Origin of the sequence: Peptostreptococcus equinus, from assembly GCF_027125355.1 — a bacterium.
In the GTDB taxonomy this organism is placed as follows: Bacteria; Bacillota; Clostridia; order Peptostreptococcales; family Peptostreptococcaceae; genus Peptostreptococcus; species Peptostreptococcus equinus.
On record NZ_CP114052.1, the window covers coordinates 217,967 to 233,570 of the forward strand.

The following is a 15,604-nucleotide window of genomic DNA, read 5'->3' on the forward strand; positions in this document are numbered from 1 at the left end:
TTATGGAAAAATATATTTATGTCGATGGGAAAAAATATAGAAGAGGTTTTACGACTGGAACTTGTGCAGCAGCGGCTTCAAAAGCGGCTGCTTATATACTATTTACGGGAAAAAAAATAAAAAAAATAAACGTAGATACACCCAAATATAAAGCCATTTCTATTGAAATAGAAAATATTGATATAGAATACTTTGAAAATAAAAATATAAAATCAGTCAATGTAGGTGTAATAAAAGATGGAGGGGATGATATAGATGCCACTCATGGTATGGAAATTTGTTCGAAAATTGAAATTATACCTATAAGTAATCTTCCAAAAATAAGATCAAAAAAGCAAAGTAATTATTTGGAAATTACTAGTTCAAATGGTATTGGTACAGTAAAAGCACAAGGTCTAAGTGTAGAGTGTAATAGACCGGCCATTAATCCAGTTCCGTTAAAGATGATTGCTGATAGCGTTCAAGAAATAATTGAAGATTTGCAAATAGATATAGAAAAAAAATTAGATAAAGAAAAAACTTTTTTAATTACTATATCAGCACCAAGAGGAGAAGAGATAGCAAAAAATACCTTTAATTCAAATTTGGGTATAGAAGGAGGTATTTCAATAATAGGTACCACTGGAATAGTAGAGCCAATGAGTGATGAAGGCTGGAAAAAAGCCCTATCTTTAGAGCTTTATACAAAAGTTAAAAAAGGATTAGACAAAATAATCTTGGTCCCAGGAAACATTGGATATGATGCTATGGTTTCAAAACTTAAGTATAGTCCAGATTCCATAGTAAAGATGAGTAATTTTATAGGATATATGCTAATGGAGTGTAAGAGGCTAGGATTCAAGAAAATATACTTAGCTGGTCATATTGGCAAGTTAATAAAGTTATCAGCAGGTATTATGGATAGCCATAATAGAATTGCTGATGCTAGGCATGAAATAATGATAGCAAATCTAGCGCTTATGGGTGCTAGTCTAGAAATATTAAAAGAGATCGAAAAATGTAAGACGACTGATGCTATGCTTAAAGTAATAGATAAAAATAATCTGCATGGAGTGTATGAAATAATAGCTCAAAAAGCAGCAGAAAGAGCTTGGAATTATATGAGACTGGATAGAAAAAAGCAAAATATAGAAATTGAAATAATATTGTTTTCTATGGAATCAGATGTACTGGCTAGATCAAATTATAAATAGATAAATTAACGTGGATTAAAACCAAGAAAGATGTAAAAATAGAGGTGAAAAATGATAAATGTAGTAGGAATAGGTCCTGGAGATTACCTTTATATAAATGATAAAGTAAAAAATATAATAGAAGAATCTGAGATTATTATAGGCGCTCAGAGACAAATTGATATCATTGATAAAAATATGGATATTTTAGACAAAGAAATGTATGTTTTTAAGTCTGATTTAAAGACCTTGAAGTCATATATAAAATTAAATATTAGTAAAGAAATATGTATACTTGCAAGTGGAGATCCAAGTCTTTACGGAATAGGAAACTTTATACAAAGAGAGTTTTTAGATATTTCCGATATAAATATTATACCAGGAATATCTGTAGTACAACTTATGTTTTCCAAAATTGGACAAAGTATGAATGATTTATATATATCTAGTGGGCATGGTAGAGAGCCAGACTTTAATTTTATTTTTTTACATTCAAAGGTGGCCTTATTGACTGATAAGAAAAATAGTCCAGCAGTCATTTCAAAGGCCATAAGTTCTAAGAGCTTGAATTATAAAATGTATGTTGGTTATAACTTATCATATGAAGATGAAGAAATATTAGAAGGAAGGCATAGTGATTTTGAAGATATTCATAAAGATAAATTGGCTGTGGTAGTACTTATAAAGGAATAATAATTTTTAGGAGTATTTATGAAAAATAGTGAATTTATAATAGATAGAGTTCCTATTACTAAAGAAGAGGTAAGATCTATCAATCTTAGTAAGTTGGAATTAGAAAAAGCAAAAATAATGGTAGATATTGGATCAGGTACAGGTTCAATAAGTGTTGAGGCGGCATACATAAACCCAAACTTAAAAGTTTATTCAATAGAAAAAAATGCTAAGGCTTTTGAATTAACTGCAAAAAATATAGAAAAATTTGCTTTAAAAAATGTAGAGCAAATTCAAAATAATGCACCTTGTGACCTGGATAAATCTGACTTAAATAGTAGAGTAGATTGCATATTTATGGGTGGAAGTGGGCAAAATACAAAGGAAATAATAAAGTGGTCATATGATTTGTTGAAGATAGGTGGAAAGTTTGTAGCCAATTTTATACTTATAGAGAATCTTATTGACACAAAAAATTATTTAAGTGAATGTGGTTTCAAAGATATTGAAGTTAGTCAGGTAATTATAAGTAAGTTAGAAAAATTGGGAAAAGGTAATTTTTTAAAACCAGAGAATCCAATTTTCATTATTGAAGGAAAAAAATAGAAATTTATATAAATTAAGAAATAAAGTTTTTATATAGGAGTAAGTTATGGAAAAAATATATTTTGTAGGAGCTGGACCTGGTGATGAAGAATTAATTAGTCTAAAGGGGTATAGGTTGCTTAAGAGAGCAGATATAGTAATTTTTGCAGGATCCTTAGTTAATCCCAAATTATTAGATTATTGTAAAGAAGATTGTCAAATTTATGATAGTTCTGTATTATATTTAGAAGAAATTATTGAGATTATGAGAGATGGTGCAAAGAAAGACAAAATAGTTGTCAGACTACAGACTGGAGATGTTTCGATATATGGCTCAATTAGAGAACAGGCAGAAGAATTAAAAAAAATTGGAATAGATTATGAATCTGTAGCAGGAATTAGTTCCTTTTTAGGAGCTGCGGCATCACTAGGAATTGAATATACTGTTCCAGAGATTTCTCAGTCGCTAATTATTACTAGATTAGAGGGCAGGACTCCCGTACCTAAGCTTGAAAAGTTGGAATTATTAGCCGAACATAAGACATCAATGGCTATCTTTCTATCAGTACAAAATATAGAAAAAGTAGTAGAAAAATTATTAGAAGGAGCCTATGAAGAAAATACACCAATAGCTGTTGTTTATAAAGCTACATGGGAAGATGAAAAAATAGTAATGGGTACTTTAAATGATATTACTCAGAAAGTAAAAAACTCCGAAATTTCAAAGACAGCTTTAATATTAGTGGGAGATTTTTTGGGAGATAAATACAACTATTCAAAATTATATTCAAAATATTTTTCTCATGAATATAGGGATGCTATATATAATAGAAATAAATAATATCATAGTTTTATATACAAAATTAAAGTAAATAATTATTAATTATAAGTGTAGATACTATTTTCAAAGTATAGGAGGAAATATGCTTGCAAGAATTATATATTTGACAGACCAGTCAAAATCTATGGCAAAAATAATAAAAGAAAAATGTCGAAATAAAATAAGTATATTCTTTTCTGATGTGGAATTTGAGATCATAGATTACAAAACTTTTAAATCTAGTGATAAGAAATATTTTTTAGAGTCTGATTTTCTGCTTTTTATAATGGCAAGTGGTATAGTAGTAAGGTCAATTGCAAATCTATTAGATAATAAATTAAGTGATCCAGCTATATTAGTAATGGATGAAAAAGCTAATAATATAATTTCTTTGCTCAGTGGTCATATAGGTGGAGCGAATTATCTTTGTAGAAAAATTTCTCATATAATGGGATCCAATCCTGTAATTACTACATCTACAGATGTTAATTCAAAGGGAGCTTTTGATTCAATTATAAGAAATTTAAATGCAGATATAGATAAAATAAATAAAGATGAGAATTTTAGAGATTTATCATTACAGATAAACTCCTTACTATTAAAATCAGAGCAAATTGATTTATTAATAGATAGAGAATATTATGATATACTAATTAAAATAGATAAAAATATTTTTAATGGATTTAATTTGATAGAATCACTAGAATCATCTACATCGAAAATATTATTATATATTAGTGAATCTTATAATAGCAAAGAAAAATTAGAGTCATATATAGTTAAAAACAAGAATAAAAATGTTGATAACATTAGTGAGAAAATTTTATATATAGTACCAAGGTTAAATGTACTAGGTGTAGGTTGCAGAAAAAATAAGGAATCAGCAGATTTTGAAAATATTTTGATTTCATATTTAAAAGAAATGGATATAAATCCCAATTCTATTTCATATATAGGAAGTATAGACATTAAAAGTAGAGAAAAATGTATAATAGATTTTTCTAAAAAGTATAATATAGAAAAAAAATTTTTTACTAAAGAGCAAATTTCTAGCGTCGATTATAAATATGAAAAATCAGATTTTGTTAAGAATACAGTTGGCGTATATTCTGTTGCCCAACCAGTATGCGATTTACTAAGTAATTCAAATATTATTGGAAATAATATAAAGACAAATGGAGTAAGTTTTTGTTTGGGCAGAATTAAATAGTTTTGATGTGCTAGAGTTATTATATAAATATGAGCGAAAGGAATAATTATGATATATGTAATAGGTATAGGTCCAGGAAAATTGGATCATATGACCAAAGAAGCCATAGACTGCTTAAGGAATAGTCAGGTAATAATAGGATATAAAACCTATATAAATCTAATTAAAGATTTAATAAAAGATAAGGAAATAATTGAAAATGGAATGAGGCAGGAAATAGATAGATGTAATATGGCCCTAGAAATATCATCCAAAGGTAAAAGTGTAGCCTTGATAAGTGGAGGAGATTCTGGAGTATACGGTATGGCTGGTTTAATTTATGAATTAAATTCCAAAAGAGATAAAAAGGAAAGAATAAAGGTAGTACAAGGGGTGACATCTTGTATATCAGCGGCTTCTAGTCTAGGAGCACCTTTAATGAATGATTTCTGTCAAATAAGTTTAAGTGATTTAATGACACCTTGGAAACAGATTGAAAAAAGATTAGAACTTGCATCACAGGCTGATTTTGTAATTTGTTTGTATAACCCAAAGAGTAAAGGAAGACCAGAACATCTTTCTTATGCATTTAAAATAATGGAAAAATATAAAAATTCCAATACACCAGTAGGTATAGTAAAAAATGCGGGCAGAGACAATGAAGAAGTATATGTAATGGACTTTGGGCGTATGAATTTTGATCTTTGTGATATGGCTACAATGGTAATAATAGGGAATAAAGAAACATATATAGATAATGGGAAGATAATAACTCCTAGGGGGTATAAGATATGATATTAGTTTTAGGTGGTACATCAGATAGTTTAAAAATATGTGATAAATTAAATTCTATAGGTATAAATGATTTTGTACTTTCTGTAGCAACAGATTTTGGACGAGAATTAGCTCAAACTCATGCAGATGAAATTATAAATGGACGTATGGATAAAAATGAAATGGTAGAATTTATAAAATTAAATGAAGTGAGGCAAATAATAGATGCCACACATCCATATGCAGTAGAAGTATCAATGAATGCAATGGAAGCCTGTTTGGAAACGGATATAAAATATATTAGATTTGAAAGAAAGTCGCTTCTTGATGAAGTTATGTATCCAGGCGAATATATAGTAGATACTATTGAAGAAGCATGTGAAATGGTATTGAATAATAAGGAATGGCAGAATGTATTTTTGGCAACTGGAAGCAAAAATCTTGCTACTTATGTAAAAAAATTAAAGGGGAAAAACTTAAGTGCTAGAGTACTTCCGACTAGCGAGGTAATGAAAGTCTGTGAATCTTTGGGACTAAATGCAGATAATATTATAGCATTAAAAGGACCTTTTAATAAGGATATAAATATGGCTTTATTAAAACATGCAAAAGTAGACGTTGTGATAACAAAGGAAAGTGGATTTGCGGGTGGATTTACTGATAAATTAGATGCTTGTATAGAACTTGGAGTGCCAATAATAATTATTAGAAGAAAGATGATAAATTATCAAAAAATGGTACATGATATATCAGAAATAGAAGAAAGCTTAATATTTGGTTAAAAATCTTATATTAAGTGCAAGTATAAAATAGTTTTTTTATAAGGAGTACATGTTTTTGTATTCCTTTTTTATGTAATTTTAATAGTTAGTGAATTAATTTATAAAAAAAGTCTTCCTTTTTGTAAAATTTATGCTATAATATATTGTATACAATATACGAGATACATAATACTTATAAAATTGAAATGGAGAATAAATATGAATAAAATCACAATAGAAAAAATCGGTAATGCTGCTCTCAATAAATCATTTATGTTAAAAGACGATTCAAGTAAATATATGCTTTCTTCAGTAATGGGAGGTGTATTTGCTAGTATAGGAATTATAATAGCATTAACAATTGGTGCTATTTTTGCTCAACATAATAGTCCAAGTGAAAAACTTATATCTGCTGTTACTTTTTCAATAGCTTTAATGTTAATTGTATTCACAGGAACAGAATTATTTACAGGTAATAACATGACTATGATTATAGGAAGACTTAGCAAAAAGATCAAAACTTCTGATTTATTTAATGTTTGGTTAGCTACATGGTTAGGAAATTTATTAGGGACTATTATTATAGCCTTTATATATGTGGGTTCAGGTTTAGCAAACAGAAACCTTACTTTATCATATTTTACTAATATTGCTCAGAACAAACTTGCTATAGCACCATCTGAAATGTTTTTTAGAGGAGTGCTTTGTAATTTCTTAGTATGTATGGCTATTTTCATGGCTTATAGACTAAAAGATGAAGTAGCAAAGATGATAGCTATATGCTTAATAATAATAGCTTTCTTTGTATCCGGTTTTGAACACTGCATTGCAAATATGGGTATATACACTATAGCTTATATAGCTGGTGGTATTGCTAATGTTTCAATTGCAAAAATTGCCTTTGCCACTGTTATGGTAACTCTAGGTAATATAGTTGGTGGTGGATTGTTAGTAGGAGCAGTTTTCTACAGAATATCTACAAAGAAATTTACTATGCCTAGTATTAATATTGGTATTAATAGATGTTTAGATTTAAAGTTTATATATATGGATCTAAGCAGAAAAGGTGCTTAAATTTGCCTCTAATTTTTTATGGTCCTTATAACTAAAGTATAGGCTTTAGTTATAAGGACCTTTTTTTGTTGAATAAATATTTTGTATTATATGAGAATATATATTATTAATACTATGTTATAATGGAAAAAGTAAGTAAAAATGTTATCAAATAAAATATAAAAATAATATAAATGAAAAGATAAAAAGGAGAAAACTTCATGAAAAATAGAAAAGCACTTCTAGTAATTAGCTTTGGAACTTCTCATCCAGATACTAGAAAAAAAACAATAGAAGCTTGTGAAAAATTAATAAAAAATAATATAAAAAACTATGATTTTTATTCTGCATGGACTTCTACTATGATTATAAAAAAGTTATCAAAAAATGGTGAGATAATAGAATATCCTAGTCAGACACTTCAAAAATTAGTGAAAATAGGATATAAAGATATATTAATACAATCATTACATATAATAAATGGACAAGAGTATGAAAAACTACTGGAAATTATTAAGATTTTCAGAGATAAGTTTGATTCTATAAAAATTGGTAGGCCTTTACTTAGTAAATTAGAGGACTATGATGAAGTGGTTGACTTTATAGAAGAGGTTACAAAATATGATAATATAGAAAATAAATTGGATACAGCGACACTTTGGATGGGTCATGGAACAGAGCATACAGCCCATTCAAGCTATGCAGGGCTAGAATACAGACTAAGAAAAAGAGAAATAAAATCTTATATTGGAACGGTAGAAGGGCATCCTAGTATTGAAGATGTAATCTATTTTATGAAAAAGGATGGAATAAATAAAGTAAATTTAAGACCATTTTTATTGGTTGCTGGCGATCATGCAAAAAATGATATGGCAGGTCAAGATGAAAATTCATGGTTAAATAGGTTAAAAGCTGAAGGTTTCAAAGTAAAAGTGCATATGGAAGGAATAGGAGAGTTTGAAAAAATTCAAAATATATTTTTAAATCATACACTAGAGGCTTTAGGAGGTATTGATGAACAATAAAGCAAAATTATATGGTATTGGAGTAGGACCTGGGGATCCAGAACTACTTACTATAAAGGCAATTAAAACTATAGAAAAAATAGATATATTATACACTCCTTTGGCAAGCGAGAAAGGTGAGAGTACCTCAAAAAAAATTATTAGTGAATATATAAGACAAGATTTAGAAATAAAGGAGAGGCACTTTCCAATGACTAATGATATAGAGTCAAAGATAAGCGCTTGGGATTTAATTTCCATTGAAATAATGGAAGATGTGAAGTCTGGAAAAAGTGTGGGTCTCATAAGTCTAGGAGATCCTATGATTTATTCAACATATGTATATATACTCCAAAGAGTAATAGACAGTATAGAAGTTGAAACAATACCTGGCATAACTTCTTTTACAAATATATCGTCATCAAATAATTTTCCGTTGTCTATGGATAAAGAAGCTTTAGCAATTGTACCTAGTACAGAAAATATTCATAGAATAAGGAATATAATAAAAGAATTTGATTCTATTGTTTTAATGAAAGTATATAAAAATTTTAAAGTCATTTTAGAATTATTATTTGAATTAGGTTTAGAAAAACATGCTATTATGGTATCGAATTCTTCAATGGAAAATGAGATTAAATATAAAAATCTTAATACGGTATATGAACTTGATTCAATACCATATTTTTCTACCATAATTATTAATAAGAAGATTGATAAAAGTATATAATTAACTAATATTTAAAAAAGAGGCTTATATTGCATAGGCCTTTTTTATATGAATATTATAAATAATTAATAATAAGAGTTTTAGCTCAAATAAAACGAACTTTATAAAAATATATATAAAGATATTTCATAATATATCGAACTATGATATAATAAATTTGGAAAATGATAGGATGCAATAATTTTAGAAAAGGTAGAATTTATCTGTAATATTTTTAAAAGGAGACTTTATATGTACAAGGAAACCATAGAAAAAATTTCAAAATCATCTATAGAAAAAAGTTTGATGTTTGAAAATCATAAATCAAAATATCTGATATCGTCGATGATGGCAGGTGTATTGATTGGTATTGGTGTAATAATTTCTTTTACAATAGGAGGACTAATGTCAAGTGTTAACAATCCAAGCGCTAAGATTTTTGGGGGGTTATCATTTTCAGTGGCCTTAGTTATGGTTATTTTTACTGGCACTGAACTTTTTACAGGAAATAATATGTCTATGGCTATTGGGAGGATGTCAAACAAGGTATCAAGCTTACAGATGATTAAAATTTGGGGAGCTAGTTGGCTAGGAAATTTAATGGGTGCTATATTGTTAGCTGTATTATATGTTGGTTCAGGATTAGTAGATCGAGGTACCACTATGGATTATTTTTCAGTGGTTGCTCATGCTAAAGTCACAATAAGCCCGTTTCAAATTTTTTTAAGAGCTATATTGTGTAATTTTCTTGTATGTTTAGCAATTTTTATAACTAATAGGGTAAAAGATGATTCAGCAAAAATATTAGTTATATGCTTGATTATAGTTACATTTTTTACTTCTGGATTTGAGCATAGTGTAGCAAATATGACTGTCTATAGCATAGCCTTAATTTCAAGTACTATAAAAGGAGTTACTTTTATTAATGCTTTAATAGCACTAATAATGGCTACATTAGGTAATATAGTTGGAGGAGGATTATTTGTAGGAGCAGCTTTCCAAAGATTATCCACTATAGAAAAATAATAAAAAGTTAAAATAAAAATAATATATAAAAAATAATAAAAAAGTCGCTAAATAATATTTCATATCTTGCGACTTTTTTATTTAAATTATTATATAAATAGATTTAAGTTGCCATCTTCTGCATCCGATAAATATGATGCAACACCAGCTATTTCAACTCCATCTATTAGCTCTTCTTCTCTGATACCCATTATATCCATTGACATAGAACATGCGACAAATTTAACTCCAAGCTCCTGTGCTCTTGAAATTAGAAGCTGAAGGCTATCGACATTTTTCTTTTCCATTATATCTCTAATCATCTTAGTTCCCATGCCACCCATATTCATCTTAGATATTTTTAATTCGTCGACACCCTTTGGCATCATCTTTCCAAACATCTTTTCCATACCTTCTTTTTCCACATTAATTTTAGGATCTCTAAGTATGTTTAGGCCCCAGAAAGTGAAGAACATAGTGACTTCTTTACCCATAGTAGCAGCACCTGTAGCGATTATAAATGAAGCTATTGCCTTATCCAAGTCACCACTAAATACTACCATAGTGGCACCATTTTTATCTTTAGGTTTTGAAGATACACTACAAGAAATATTGACATTTCCTTTTTGTTTATATGTAGTTTTCTCAATTAGAGCCCTTGTATTTTTACCATCTTTTTCCAGTTCCATAAGTTTGTAGTCCATCTTTAGGCACCAATTTGCAATATCTTTTCCAAAACCTGGATCCGATGCTAATACTTCTACTACATCTCCCTGCTTGGCTTCGTTCATAGCTGTAAATATTTTAGCTATAGGACCTGGGCACTGTAGACCTCTGGCATCTATTTTTATAATATTAGAATCTTTAATTACTTTTTTTTTTGGCATTGCATCGGAGTTATCTGTACAAGCTAAACCAACTCCTTGTAATGATGAAGTATCTTTCTTCAATTCTCTTTTATAATTAGCATATAAATTATATCCACCATCTACATTTACAGCATCAAAACCATTTTCGCTAAGAATTCTAGTAGCTAAGTATCCTCTAAGTCCTACTTGACAATTTACATATATAGTTTTATCTTTTGGAAGTTCAGAAAGTCTATCTCTTAGTTCATCTAAAGGAACATTTATAGCACCTTTTATGTATCCAAGTGAAAATTCTTCGGTAGTTCTAGTATCTAAAAGGTAAGCACCTTCTTCTACTAACTTGTCTATATCCATTACATCTACTTTTTTGACTAAACCATCTAATATATTGGTAGCAGCATATCCTGCCATATTTACTGGATCTTTTGCTGAGGAGAATGGAGGTGCATAAGCAAGTTCTACGTCTTGTAAGTCTCTTACAGTTAAATTACCTGATATTGCTGTAGAAATAACATCTATTCTCTTTTCTACACCATTAAAACCAACAGCCTGAGCACCTAAAATTTTTCCACTTGGAATTTCAAATATTAGCTTTAAGTCCATTGGCATTGCTGTAGGATAGTAACCTGCATTTGACAATGGGTGAAGATGAACTGTTTGATAATTTTCCTTTCCCATCTGCTTTAATTTCTTTTCGTTATTACCAGTAGAAGAGGCAGTCATATCAAATACTTTTGCAACTGATGTTCCAAGAACGCCTTTATATTTTGAGTCTATTCCATTTATTCTATCAGCTACTATCCTGGCTTGTCTATTTGCAGGAGAGGCAAGAGCTATACTAGCAGGTTCTTGATAAATTAAATCCTTCGTCTGTATTGCATCACCAACAGCATGTATATGCTTCTTAGAAGTTTCTAAATTTTCATTAACTATAATATGGCCTCTAGGTCCAAGTTCAAGACCAGCAGATTTTGCTAATTCATTTTCTGGTTTTATTCCTATTGAAAGAATAGTAATATCTGTATTTACTTCCTTTCCACTCTTTAGTACAATTGTTTTTCCGTTGTTTTTGAATGAATCCACACCATCACCTAATATTAAATCAACACCATTATCTTCCATATGTCCATGAAGTATTTGTGCCATTTCAAAATCAAATGGTGCCATAACCTGATCGAGCATTTCTATAAGGTGAACTTTTACGCCTCTTTCGACTAGATTTTCTGCCATTTCAACACCGATAAATCCACCACCGATTACTACAGCTTCATTTGGTTTTCTTTCGTCTACATAGGCTTTTATCGCATCGGTATCTGGTATATTTCTCAAAGTAAATACATTCTCTGCTTGGTCTAATCCTGGAATTGGGGGCTTGATTGGATTTGCTCCAGGTGATAAGATTAATTCGTCATATGATTCTGTGTATTCTTCGCCTGTTTGTACTTTTTTTACAGTTACAGTCTTATTTTCTGGATCTATAGATATAACTTCGCTAAAATTTCTTATGTCAATATTAAATCTTTGACTCATACCAGGAACAGTTTGCACTAATAGAGCATCTCTATTTTGTATAACTTCTCCTATATAATATGGCAGACCGCAATTTGCGAAAGAAATATATTCACCTCTTTCAAACATTATAATTTCTGATGTTTCATCTAATCTTCTTAATCTTGCTGCAGCAGTAGCACCACCAGCTACACCGCCCACTATTAATATTTTCTTCATTTACTGACCACCTTTCTTTTTAGTAAAATATTTATACGTCTAAATTTTTTATTATTCCTTCAACAAATTTATTATTTACTGAGTAAATTATTTCGGTACCTTCTCTCTTACTAGATAATATACCAGCAGATTTTAATTTACCCAAATGCTGTGATACAGTAGATTGTGCCATATCTAAGCATGAATGCATATCTGATACATTGTGAGGACCATTCTCTATTAATCCTTTTACAATACACAATCTAACAGGATGTGCAAGAGCTTTCAAAATATCTGCATATTTAATTAATTCTTCCTTAGTTGTTTTAATTTCCATTTTATCATCCTTTATTCAAATTTTAATAATTTATTTTTTATATCACAATGATATAGAAAACGATTTTTAGTTATATAGTAATAAATACTTATATTGAATATATACAATATAATAACAATATACAAATAACTTTATATTTATATATTACGATATTTGGATATATAAGTCAAGAAAAAATCTATTTATTTTTCTTTTTGTAAATAAAGAAAAATATTGAACTTAAAATTAACAATATAACTAAGAGTGAAAGTGCTGTATGAAAGAAAAAAGTTTCAGGCAACAAATCTATGATTGGATCTTTATTAGAATCAAATTGCCAATAATCATTCCTGAAAAAAATTTTGTGAAATATTACAAAACTATCCTCAAAATTTATTATAAAAGGAATAGATAAAAGCAAGGGTAAAATTAATATTTGTATAGATATGTTTAAAAAGTATTTCCAATCTTTGTTTTTTATTATATATATAAAACCTAATATAGATGTCATAGAAAAGATAAATAATAATTTTATAAGTATTTGAACTATATTTCTAACATCAATAAAGTGTATAATAGCTTCCTTAGAAGATGGTAGATTTGGTAATTTAAAGGGCTTGTTTTTAAATGATAGGTTGTAGTATATAAGATAATTATAATTTTCCTTTATGGTTTGACGACTATAACCCGTATTTTCAGGTATCTTTAGATTATCAATATCAAAATAATACAAGGATTTAAATGAGAATATAAAAATTACACTTGCTAGAATAAACCATATAAAAATTGTATGCCTAGAAGTTTTCATTATTTTATTTAAATATATTTTCTTCATTTTTTTCTCCTTTATAAAATTATATTTGTAAATTTATTTAGTATTAACCTATAATATAATATTACAGTATGAATTTTTTATTGACAATGAAATTTTTATATTTAACATAACATGAACAAATTATAGTGTTTTATAATATTATATGCTATACTTTATTTAAGTTAATAATTTAAAAGGGGAGCTTTTGCTGAGAGTAAGTTTGACTTAGACCCTAGAACCTGATTTGGATAATGCCAACGTAGGAAACTTTTTTACTGTATGCCTATTGGTATGCAGATTTTTTATTTTAGGAGGTACTATATGAAGGAAAATAGAGTGTCAGTATTTAATAATGGACTCATATGGTTTGGAGCGGGTGTTTCTATTGCAGAAATAATAACTGGAACATATTTCGCATCTCTTGGATTTTCAAGAGCTATGCTAGCTATAGTAATTGGTCATATAATAGGTGGTTTTTTAATGTTTTTGGCTGGTTATATGGGAGCAAAGACAAAACTAACATCTATGGAAACTGTAAAAATTGGTTTTGGTAATAAAGGTGGATTAATTTTTGCTCTTTTAAATGTAGTACAGCTAGTAGGTTGGACCGCAATAATGATTTATGATGGAGCCCTTGCCGCAAATGGAATATTTTCTGTAGGTACATGGCTATGGGCTATAATAATAGGAGGATTGATAATTTTATGGATAGTGATTGGAATTGAAAATCTCGGTAAAATCAATTTAGTAGCTATGATTGGCCTATTTGCTCTTACATTAGTTCTTTCTGTACTCGTATTCAAGGGACATAATCTGAATGCAGGGCCAAGTAAAGATGCTATGTCTTTTGGTGCAGCTCTTGAACTGGCGGTAGCTATGCCTCTATCATGGCTTCCAGTAATAAGCGATTATACAAGAAGAGCAGAAAAGCCCTTAAAGGCAACTACAACAAGTGTTATAGCCTATAATATAGTCAGTATTTGGATGTATGCCATAGGATTAGGTCTTGCAATATTCACTAAAGAAACAGATATAGCAATAATAATGTTGAAGGCTGGTTTTGGAATATTGGGACTAGCATTAATAGTATTCTCTACTGTTACTACAGCATTTTTAGATGCAATTTCTGCTGGATTTTCATTTGCGTCAATATCTTCAAAAATATCAGCAAAGATGATAGGAATTTTAACAGGAATAATAGGAATTATCTGTGCTGTATTGTTCCCAATGGATGATATAACTAATTTTCTATATTTTATAGGTTCTGTATTTGCACCCATGATAGCTATTTTGATAGTTGAATTTTATATATTAAAAAATCAAGAAATCAAAAATAGTTTCAATATAAGAAATATAGTTATATGGATAGTTGGATTTGTAATATACAGATATATGCTTGATAAAAATCTAAATATAGGAAGTTCATTGCCAGATATTTTAATCACGATGATACTTGCTTATTTAGTAGGTAAATTTGTTCCTTCAAAAAATTAATATAAGGAGTATTTTATGAATAAATTAATTGAAATTGAGAATGAAAAAAACAATAATAAAGTCAATAATTATACCAATCATAAAAAGATGATTATTGGAGGCTTATTAATAGGTATATCAGTTATCGGAAGCTTCATATCCTTTCCTATAATGGGGAGTAAATGTGCACCAGTTCAGCATATTGTAAATGTATTGGCTGCAGTGATTTTGGGTCCAGCTTATGCTGTAGCTATGGCTTTTATATCCAGTTTTTTGAGAAATATTATGGGATTAGGTTCCATACTAGCTTTTCCAGGTAGTATGATTGGAGCTTTGTTGGCAGGAATTGTATACAAAAAAACTAAAAATATATTAACAACTTGCGTGGGGGAAGCATTTGGTACAGGCATAATAGGAGGTCTTTGTGCATATCCAATAGCCCTATTGTTTATGGGAAAAGTAGCATCACAATTGGCATTTTATGTATACATCGTTCCATTTTTAGTATCTACTGTTGTAGGATCGATAATAGGTGGAGTAATAGCAATCTCTCTAAAAAAGACAGATATTATCTAGACTATAGCACAGACATAATATAACACATAAAAAATATTTATATAAATATTTTTTAAATAAAACAGCACTTATAAGTTTACAAACTTTTACAAATTTAAATTATTT

Annotated in this window: 16 protein-coding genes and 1 riboswitch; of the genes, 13 read left to right on the top strand and 3 right to left on the bottom strand. The window is 28.9% G+C overall.

Translation table 11 applies throughout. The features are described 5' to 3' along the window. Nucleotides 1–2: 2 nt before the first annotated feature. The 11 genes from cbiD (at nucleotide 3) to O0R46_RS01260 (ending at nucleotide 9,765) form a co-directional block, all read left to right on the top strand. Complete coding sequence (cbiD, locus tag O0R46_RS01210) at nucleotides 3–1,193, top strand: cobalt-precorrin-5B (C(1))-methyltransferase CbiD (RefSeq protein WP_269311788.1); 1,191 nt, start codon at nucleotides 3–5, stop codon at nucleotides 1,191–1,193. Between the two features lie 51 nt (nucleotides 1,194–1,244). Beyond that, the gene (gene cbiE, locus O0R46_RS01215) at nucleotides 1,245–1,865 is read left to right on the top strand and encodes a precorrin-6y C5,15-methyltransferase (decarboxylating) subunit CbiE (protein WP_269311789.1); all 621 of its coding nucleotides are present in this window, start codon (nucleotides 1,245–1,247) and stop codon (nucleotides 1,863–1,865) included. Between the two features lie 18 nt (nucleotides 1,866–1,883). Then, complete coding sequence (locus tag O0R46_RS01220) at nucleotides 1,884–2,450, top strand: decarboxylating cobalt-precorrin-6B (C(15))-methyltransferase (RefSeq protein WP_269311790.1); 567 nt, start codon at nucleotides 1,884–1,886, stop codon at nucleotides 2,448–2,450. Nucleotides 2,451–2,496: 46 nt separating this feature from the next. Continuing rightward, nucleotides 2,497–3,270, top strand: coding sequence for a cobalt-precorrin-4 methyltransferase (locus O0R46_RS01225; RefSeq protein WP_269311791.1), 774 nt, complete (start codon nucleotides 2,497–2,499; stop codon nucleotides 3,268–3,270). A gap of 82 nt (nucleotides 3,271–3,352) precedes the next feature. Further along, nucleotides 3,353–4,459, top strand: a complete 1,107-nt coding sequence (locus O0R46_RS01230; RefSeq protein ID WP_269311792.1) for a cobalt-precorrin 5A hydrolase — start codon at nucleotides 3,353–3,355, stop codon at nucleotides 4,457–4,459. Between the two features lie 48 nt (nucleotides 4,460–4,507). Beyond that, nucleotides 4,508–5,233, top strand: coding sequence for a precorrin-3B C(17)-methyltransferase (gene cobJ / locus O0R46_RS01235; protein ID WP_269311793.1), 726 nt, complete (start codon nucleotides 4,508–4,510; stop codon nucleotides 5,231–5,233). Continuing rightward, a complete protein-coding gene (cobK, locus tag O0R46_RS01240; protein WP_269311794.1) occupies nucleotides 5,230–5,994 on the top strand; it encodes a precorrin-6A reductase in 765 nt (254 codons plus the stop codon). Before cobJ ends, cobK begins: the two co-directional genes overlap by 4 nt. Nucleotides 5,995–6,192: 198 nt before the next feature. Next, complete coding sequence (locus tag O0R46_RS01245) at nucleotides 6,193–7,047, top strand: formate/nitrite transporter family protein (protein WP_269311795.1); 855 nt, start codon at nucleotides 6,193–6,195, stop codon at nucleotides 7,045–7,047. Nucleotides 7,048–7,247: 200 nt separating this feature from the next. Continuing rightward, nucleotides 7,248–8,051 carry a sirohydrochlorin cobaltochelatase gene (locus tag O0R46_RS01250; protein WP_269311796.1) on the top strand — a complete coding sequence of 268 codons (804 nt, stop codon included), beginning with the start codon at nucleotides 7,248–7,250 and terminating at the stop codon, nucleotides 8,049–8,051. Beyond that, nucleotides 8,041–8,760 carry a precorrin-2 C(20)-methyltransferase gene (gene cobI / locus O0R46_RS01255; protein WP_269311797.1) on the top strand — a complete coding sequence of 240 codons (720 nt, stop codon included), beginning with the start codon at nucleotides 8,041–8,043 and terminating at the stop codon, nucleotides 8,758–8,760. Before O0R46_RS01250 ends, cobI begins: the two co-directional genes overlap by 11 nt. A 231-nt stretch (nucleotides 8,761–8,991) precedes the next feature. Then, entirely contained in the window at nucleotides 8,992–9,765 is a 774-nt protein-coding gene (locus tag O0R46_RS01260; RefSeq protein WP_269311798.1) for a formate/nitrite transporter family protein, read from the top strand. A gap of 89 nt (nucleotides 9,766–9,854) precedes the next feature. Here the strand turns inward: O0R46_RS01260 and O0R46_RS01265 are convergent, their stop codons facing one another. The 3 genes from O0R46_RS01265 to O0R46_RS01275 all read right to left on the bottom strand — a co-directional run bounded on the left by O0R46_RS01265 (nucleotide 9,855) and on the right by O0R46_RS01275 (nucleotide 13,471). Further along, nucleotides 9,855–12,341, bottom strand: a complete 2,487-nt coding sequence (locus tag O0R46_RS01265) for a CoA-disulfide reductase (RefSeq protein WP_269311799.1) — start codon at nucleotides 12,339–12,341, stop codon at nucleotides 9,855–9,857. Nucleotides 12,342–12,372: 31 nt separating this feature from the next. Beyond that, nucleotides 12,373–12,657 carry an ArsR/SmtB family transcription factor gene (locus tag O0R46_RS01270; RefSeq protein WP_269311800.1) on the bottom strand — a complete coding sequence of 95 codons (285 nt, stop codon included), beginning with the start codon at nucleotides 12,655–12,657 and terminating at the stop codon, nucleotides 12,373–12,375. Nucleotides 12,658–12,835: 178 nt separating this feature from the next. Then, the gene (locus O0R46_RS01275; protein WP_269311801.1) at nucleotides 12,836–13,471 is read right to left on the bottom strand and encodes a TIGR01906 family membrane protein; all 636 of its coding nucleotides are present in this window, start codon (nucleotides 13,469–13,471) and stop codon (nucleotides 12,836–12,838) included. 166 nt (nucleotides 13,472–13,637) lie between these two features. After that, a riboswitch (TPP riboswitch) is annotated at nucleotides 13,638–13,734 on the top strand. A gap of 37 nt (nucleotides 13,735–13,771) precedes the next feature. Here O0R46_RS01275 and cytX point away from each other — a divergent pair. Then, nucleotides 13,772–14,944: a putative hydroxymethylpyrimidine transporter CytX gene (gene cytX, locus O0R46_RS01280; protein WP_269311802.1), complete on the top strand. Its 1,173-nt coding sequence runs from the start codon at nucleotides 13,772–13,774 to the stop codon at nucleotides 14,942–14,944. Nucleotides 14,945–14,959: 15 nt separating this feature from the next. Further along, nucleotides 14,960–15,499 (top strand): energy coupling factor transporter S component ThiW, encoded by a 540-nt coding sequence (thiW, locus tag O0R46_RS01285; RefSeq protein ID WP_269311803.1) that lies wholly within the window; start codon nucleotides 14,960–14,962, stop codon nucleotides 15,497–15,499. The last annotated feature ends 105 nt before the right edge of the window (nucleotides 15,500–15,604 follow it).

Bases quoted from the DNA above. Each gene is read 5' to 3' on its own strand.
- cbiD (WP_269311788.1), top strand. From the start codon at position 3: ATGGAAAAATATATTTATGTCGATGGGAAAAAATATAGAAGAGGTTTT.
- cbiE (WP_269311789.1), top strand. From the start codon at position 1,245: ATGATAAATGTAGTAGGAATAGGTCCTGGAGATTACCTTTATATAAAT.
- O0R46_RS01220 (WP_269311790.1), top strand. From the start codon at position 1,884: ATGAAAAATAGTGAATTTATAATAGATAGAGTTCCTATTACTAAAGAA.
- O0R46_RS01225 (WP_269311791.1), top strand. From the start codon at position 2,497: ATGGAAAAAATATATTTTGTAGGAGCTGGACCTGGTGATGAAGAATTA.
- O0R46_RS01230 (WP_269311792.1), top strand. From the start codon at position 3,353: ATGCTTGCAAGAATTATATATTTGACAGACCAGTCAAAATCTATGGCA.
- cobJ (WP_269311793.1), top strand. From the start codon at position 4,508: ATGATATATGTAATAGGTATAGGTCCAGGAAAATTGGATCATATGACC.
- cobK (WP_269311794.1), top strand. From the start codon at position 5,230: ATGATATTAGTTTTAGGTGGTACATCAGATAGTTTAAAAATATGTGAT.
- O0R46_RS01245 (WP_269311795.1), top strand. From the start codon at position 6,193: ATGAATAAAATCACAATAGAAAAAATCGGTAATGCTGCTCTCAATAAA.
- O0R46_RS01250 (WP_269311796.1), top strand. From the start codon at position 7,248: ATGAAAAATAGAAAAGCACTTCTAGTAATTAGCTTTGGAACTTCTCAT.
- cobI (WP_269311797.1), top strand. From the start codon at position 8,041: ATGAACAATAAAGCAAAATTATATGGTATTGGAGTAGGACCTGGGGAT.
- O0R46_RS01260 (WP_269311798.1), top strand. From the start codon at position 8,992: ATGTACAAGGAAACCATAGAAAAAATTTCAAAATCATCTATAGAAAAA.
- O0R46_RS01265 (WP_269311799.1), bottom strand. From the start codon at position 12,341: ATGAAGAAAATATTAATAGTGGGCGGTGTAGCTGGTGGTGCTACTGCT.
- O0R46_RS01270 (WP_269311800.1), bottom strand. From the start codon at position 12,657: ATGGAAATTAAAACAACTAAGGAAGAATTAATTAAATATGCAGATATT.
- O0R46_RS01275 (WP_269311801.1), bottom strand. From the start codon at position 13,471: ATGAAGAAAATATATTTAAATAAAATAATGAAAACTTCTAGGCATACA.
- cytX (WP_269311802.1), top strand. From the start codon at position 13,772: ATGAAGGAAAATAGAGTGTCAGTATTTAATAATGGACTCATATGGTTT.
- thiW (WP_269311803.1), top strand. From the start codon at position 14,960: ATGAATAAATTAATTGAAATTGAGAATGAAAAAAACAATAATAAAGTC.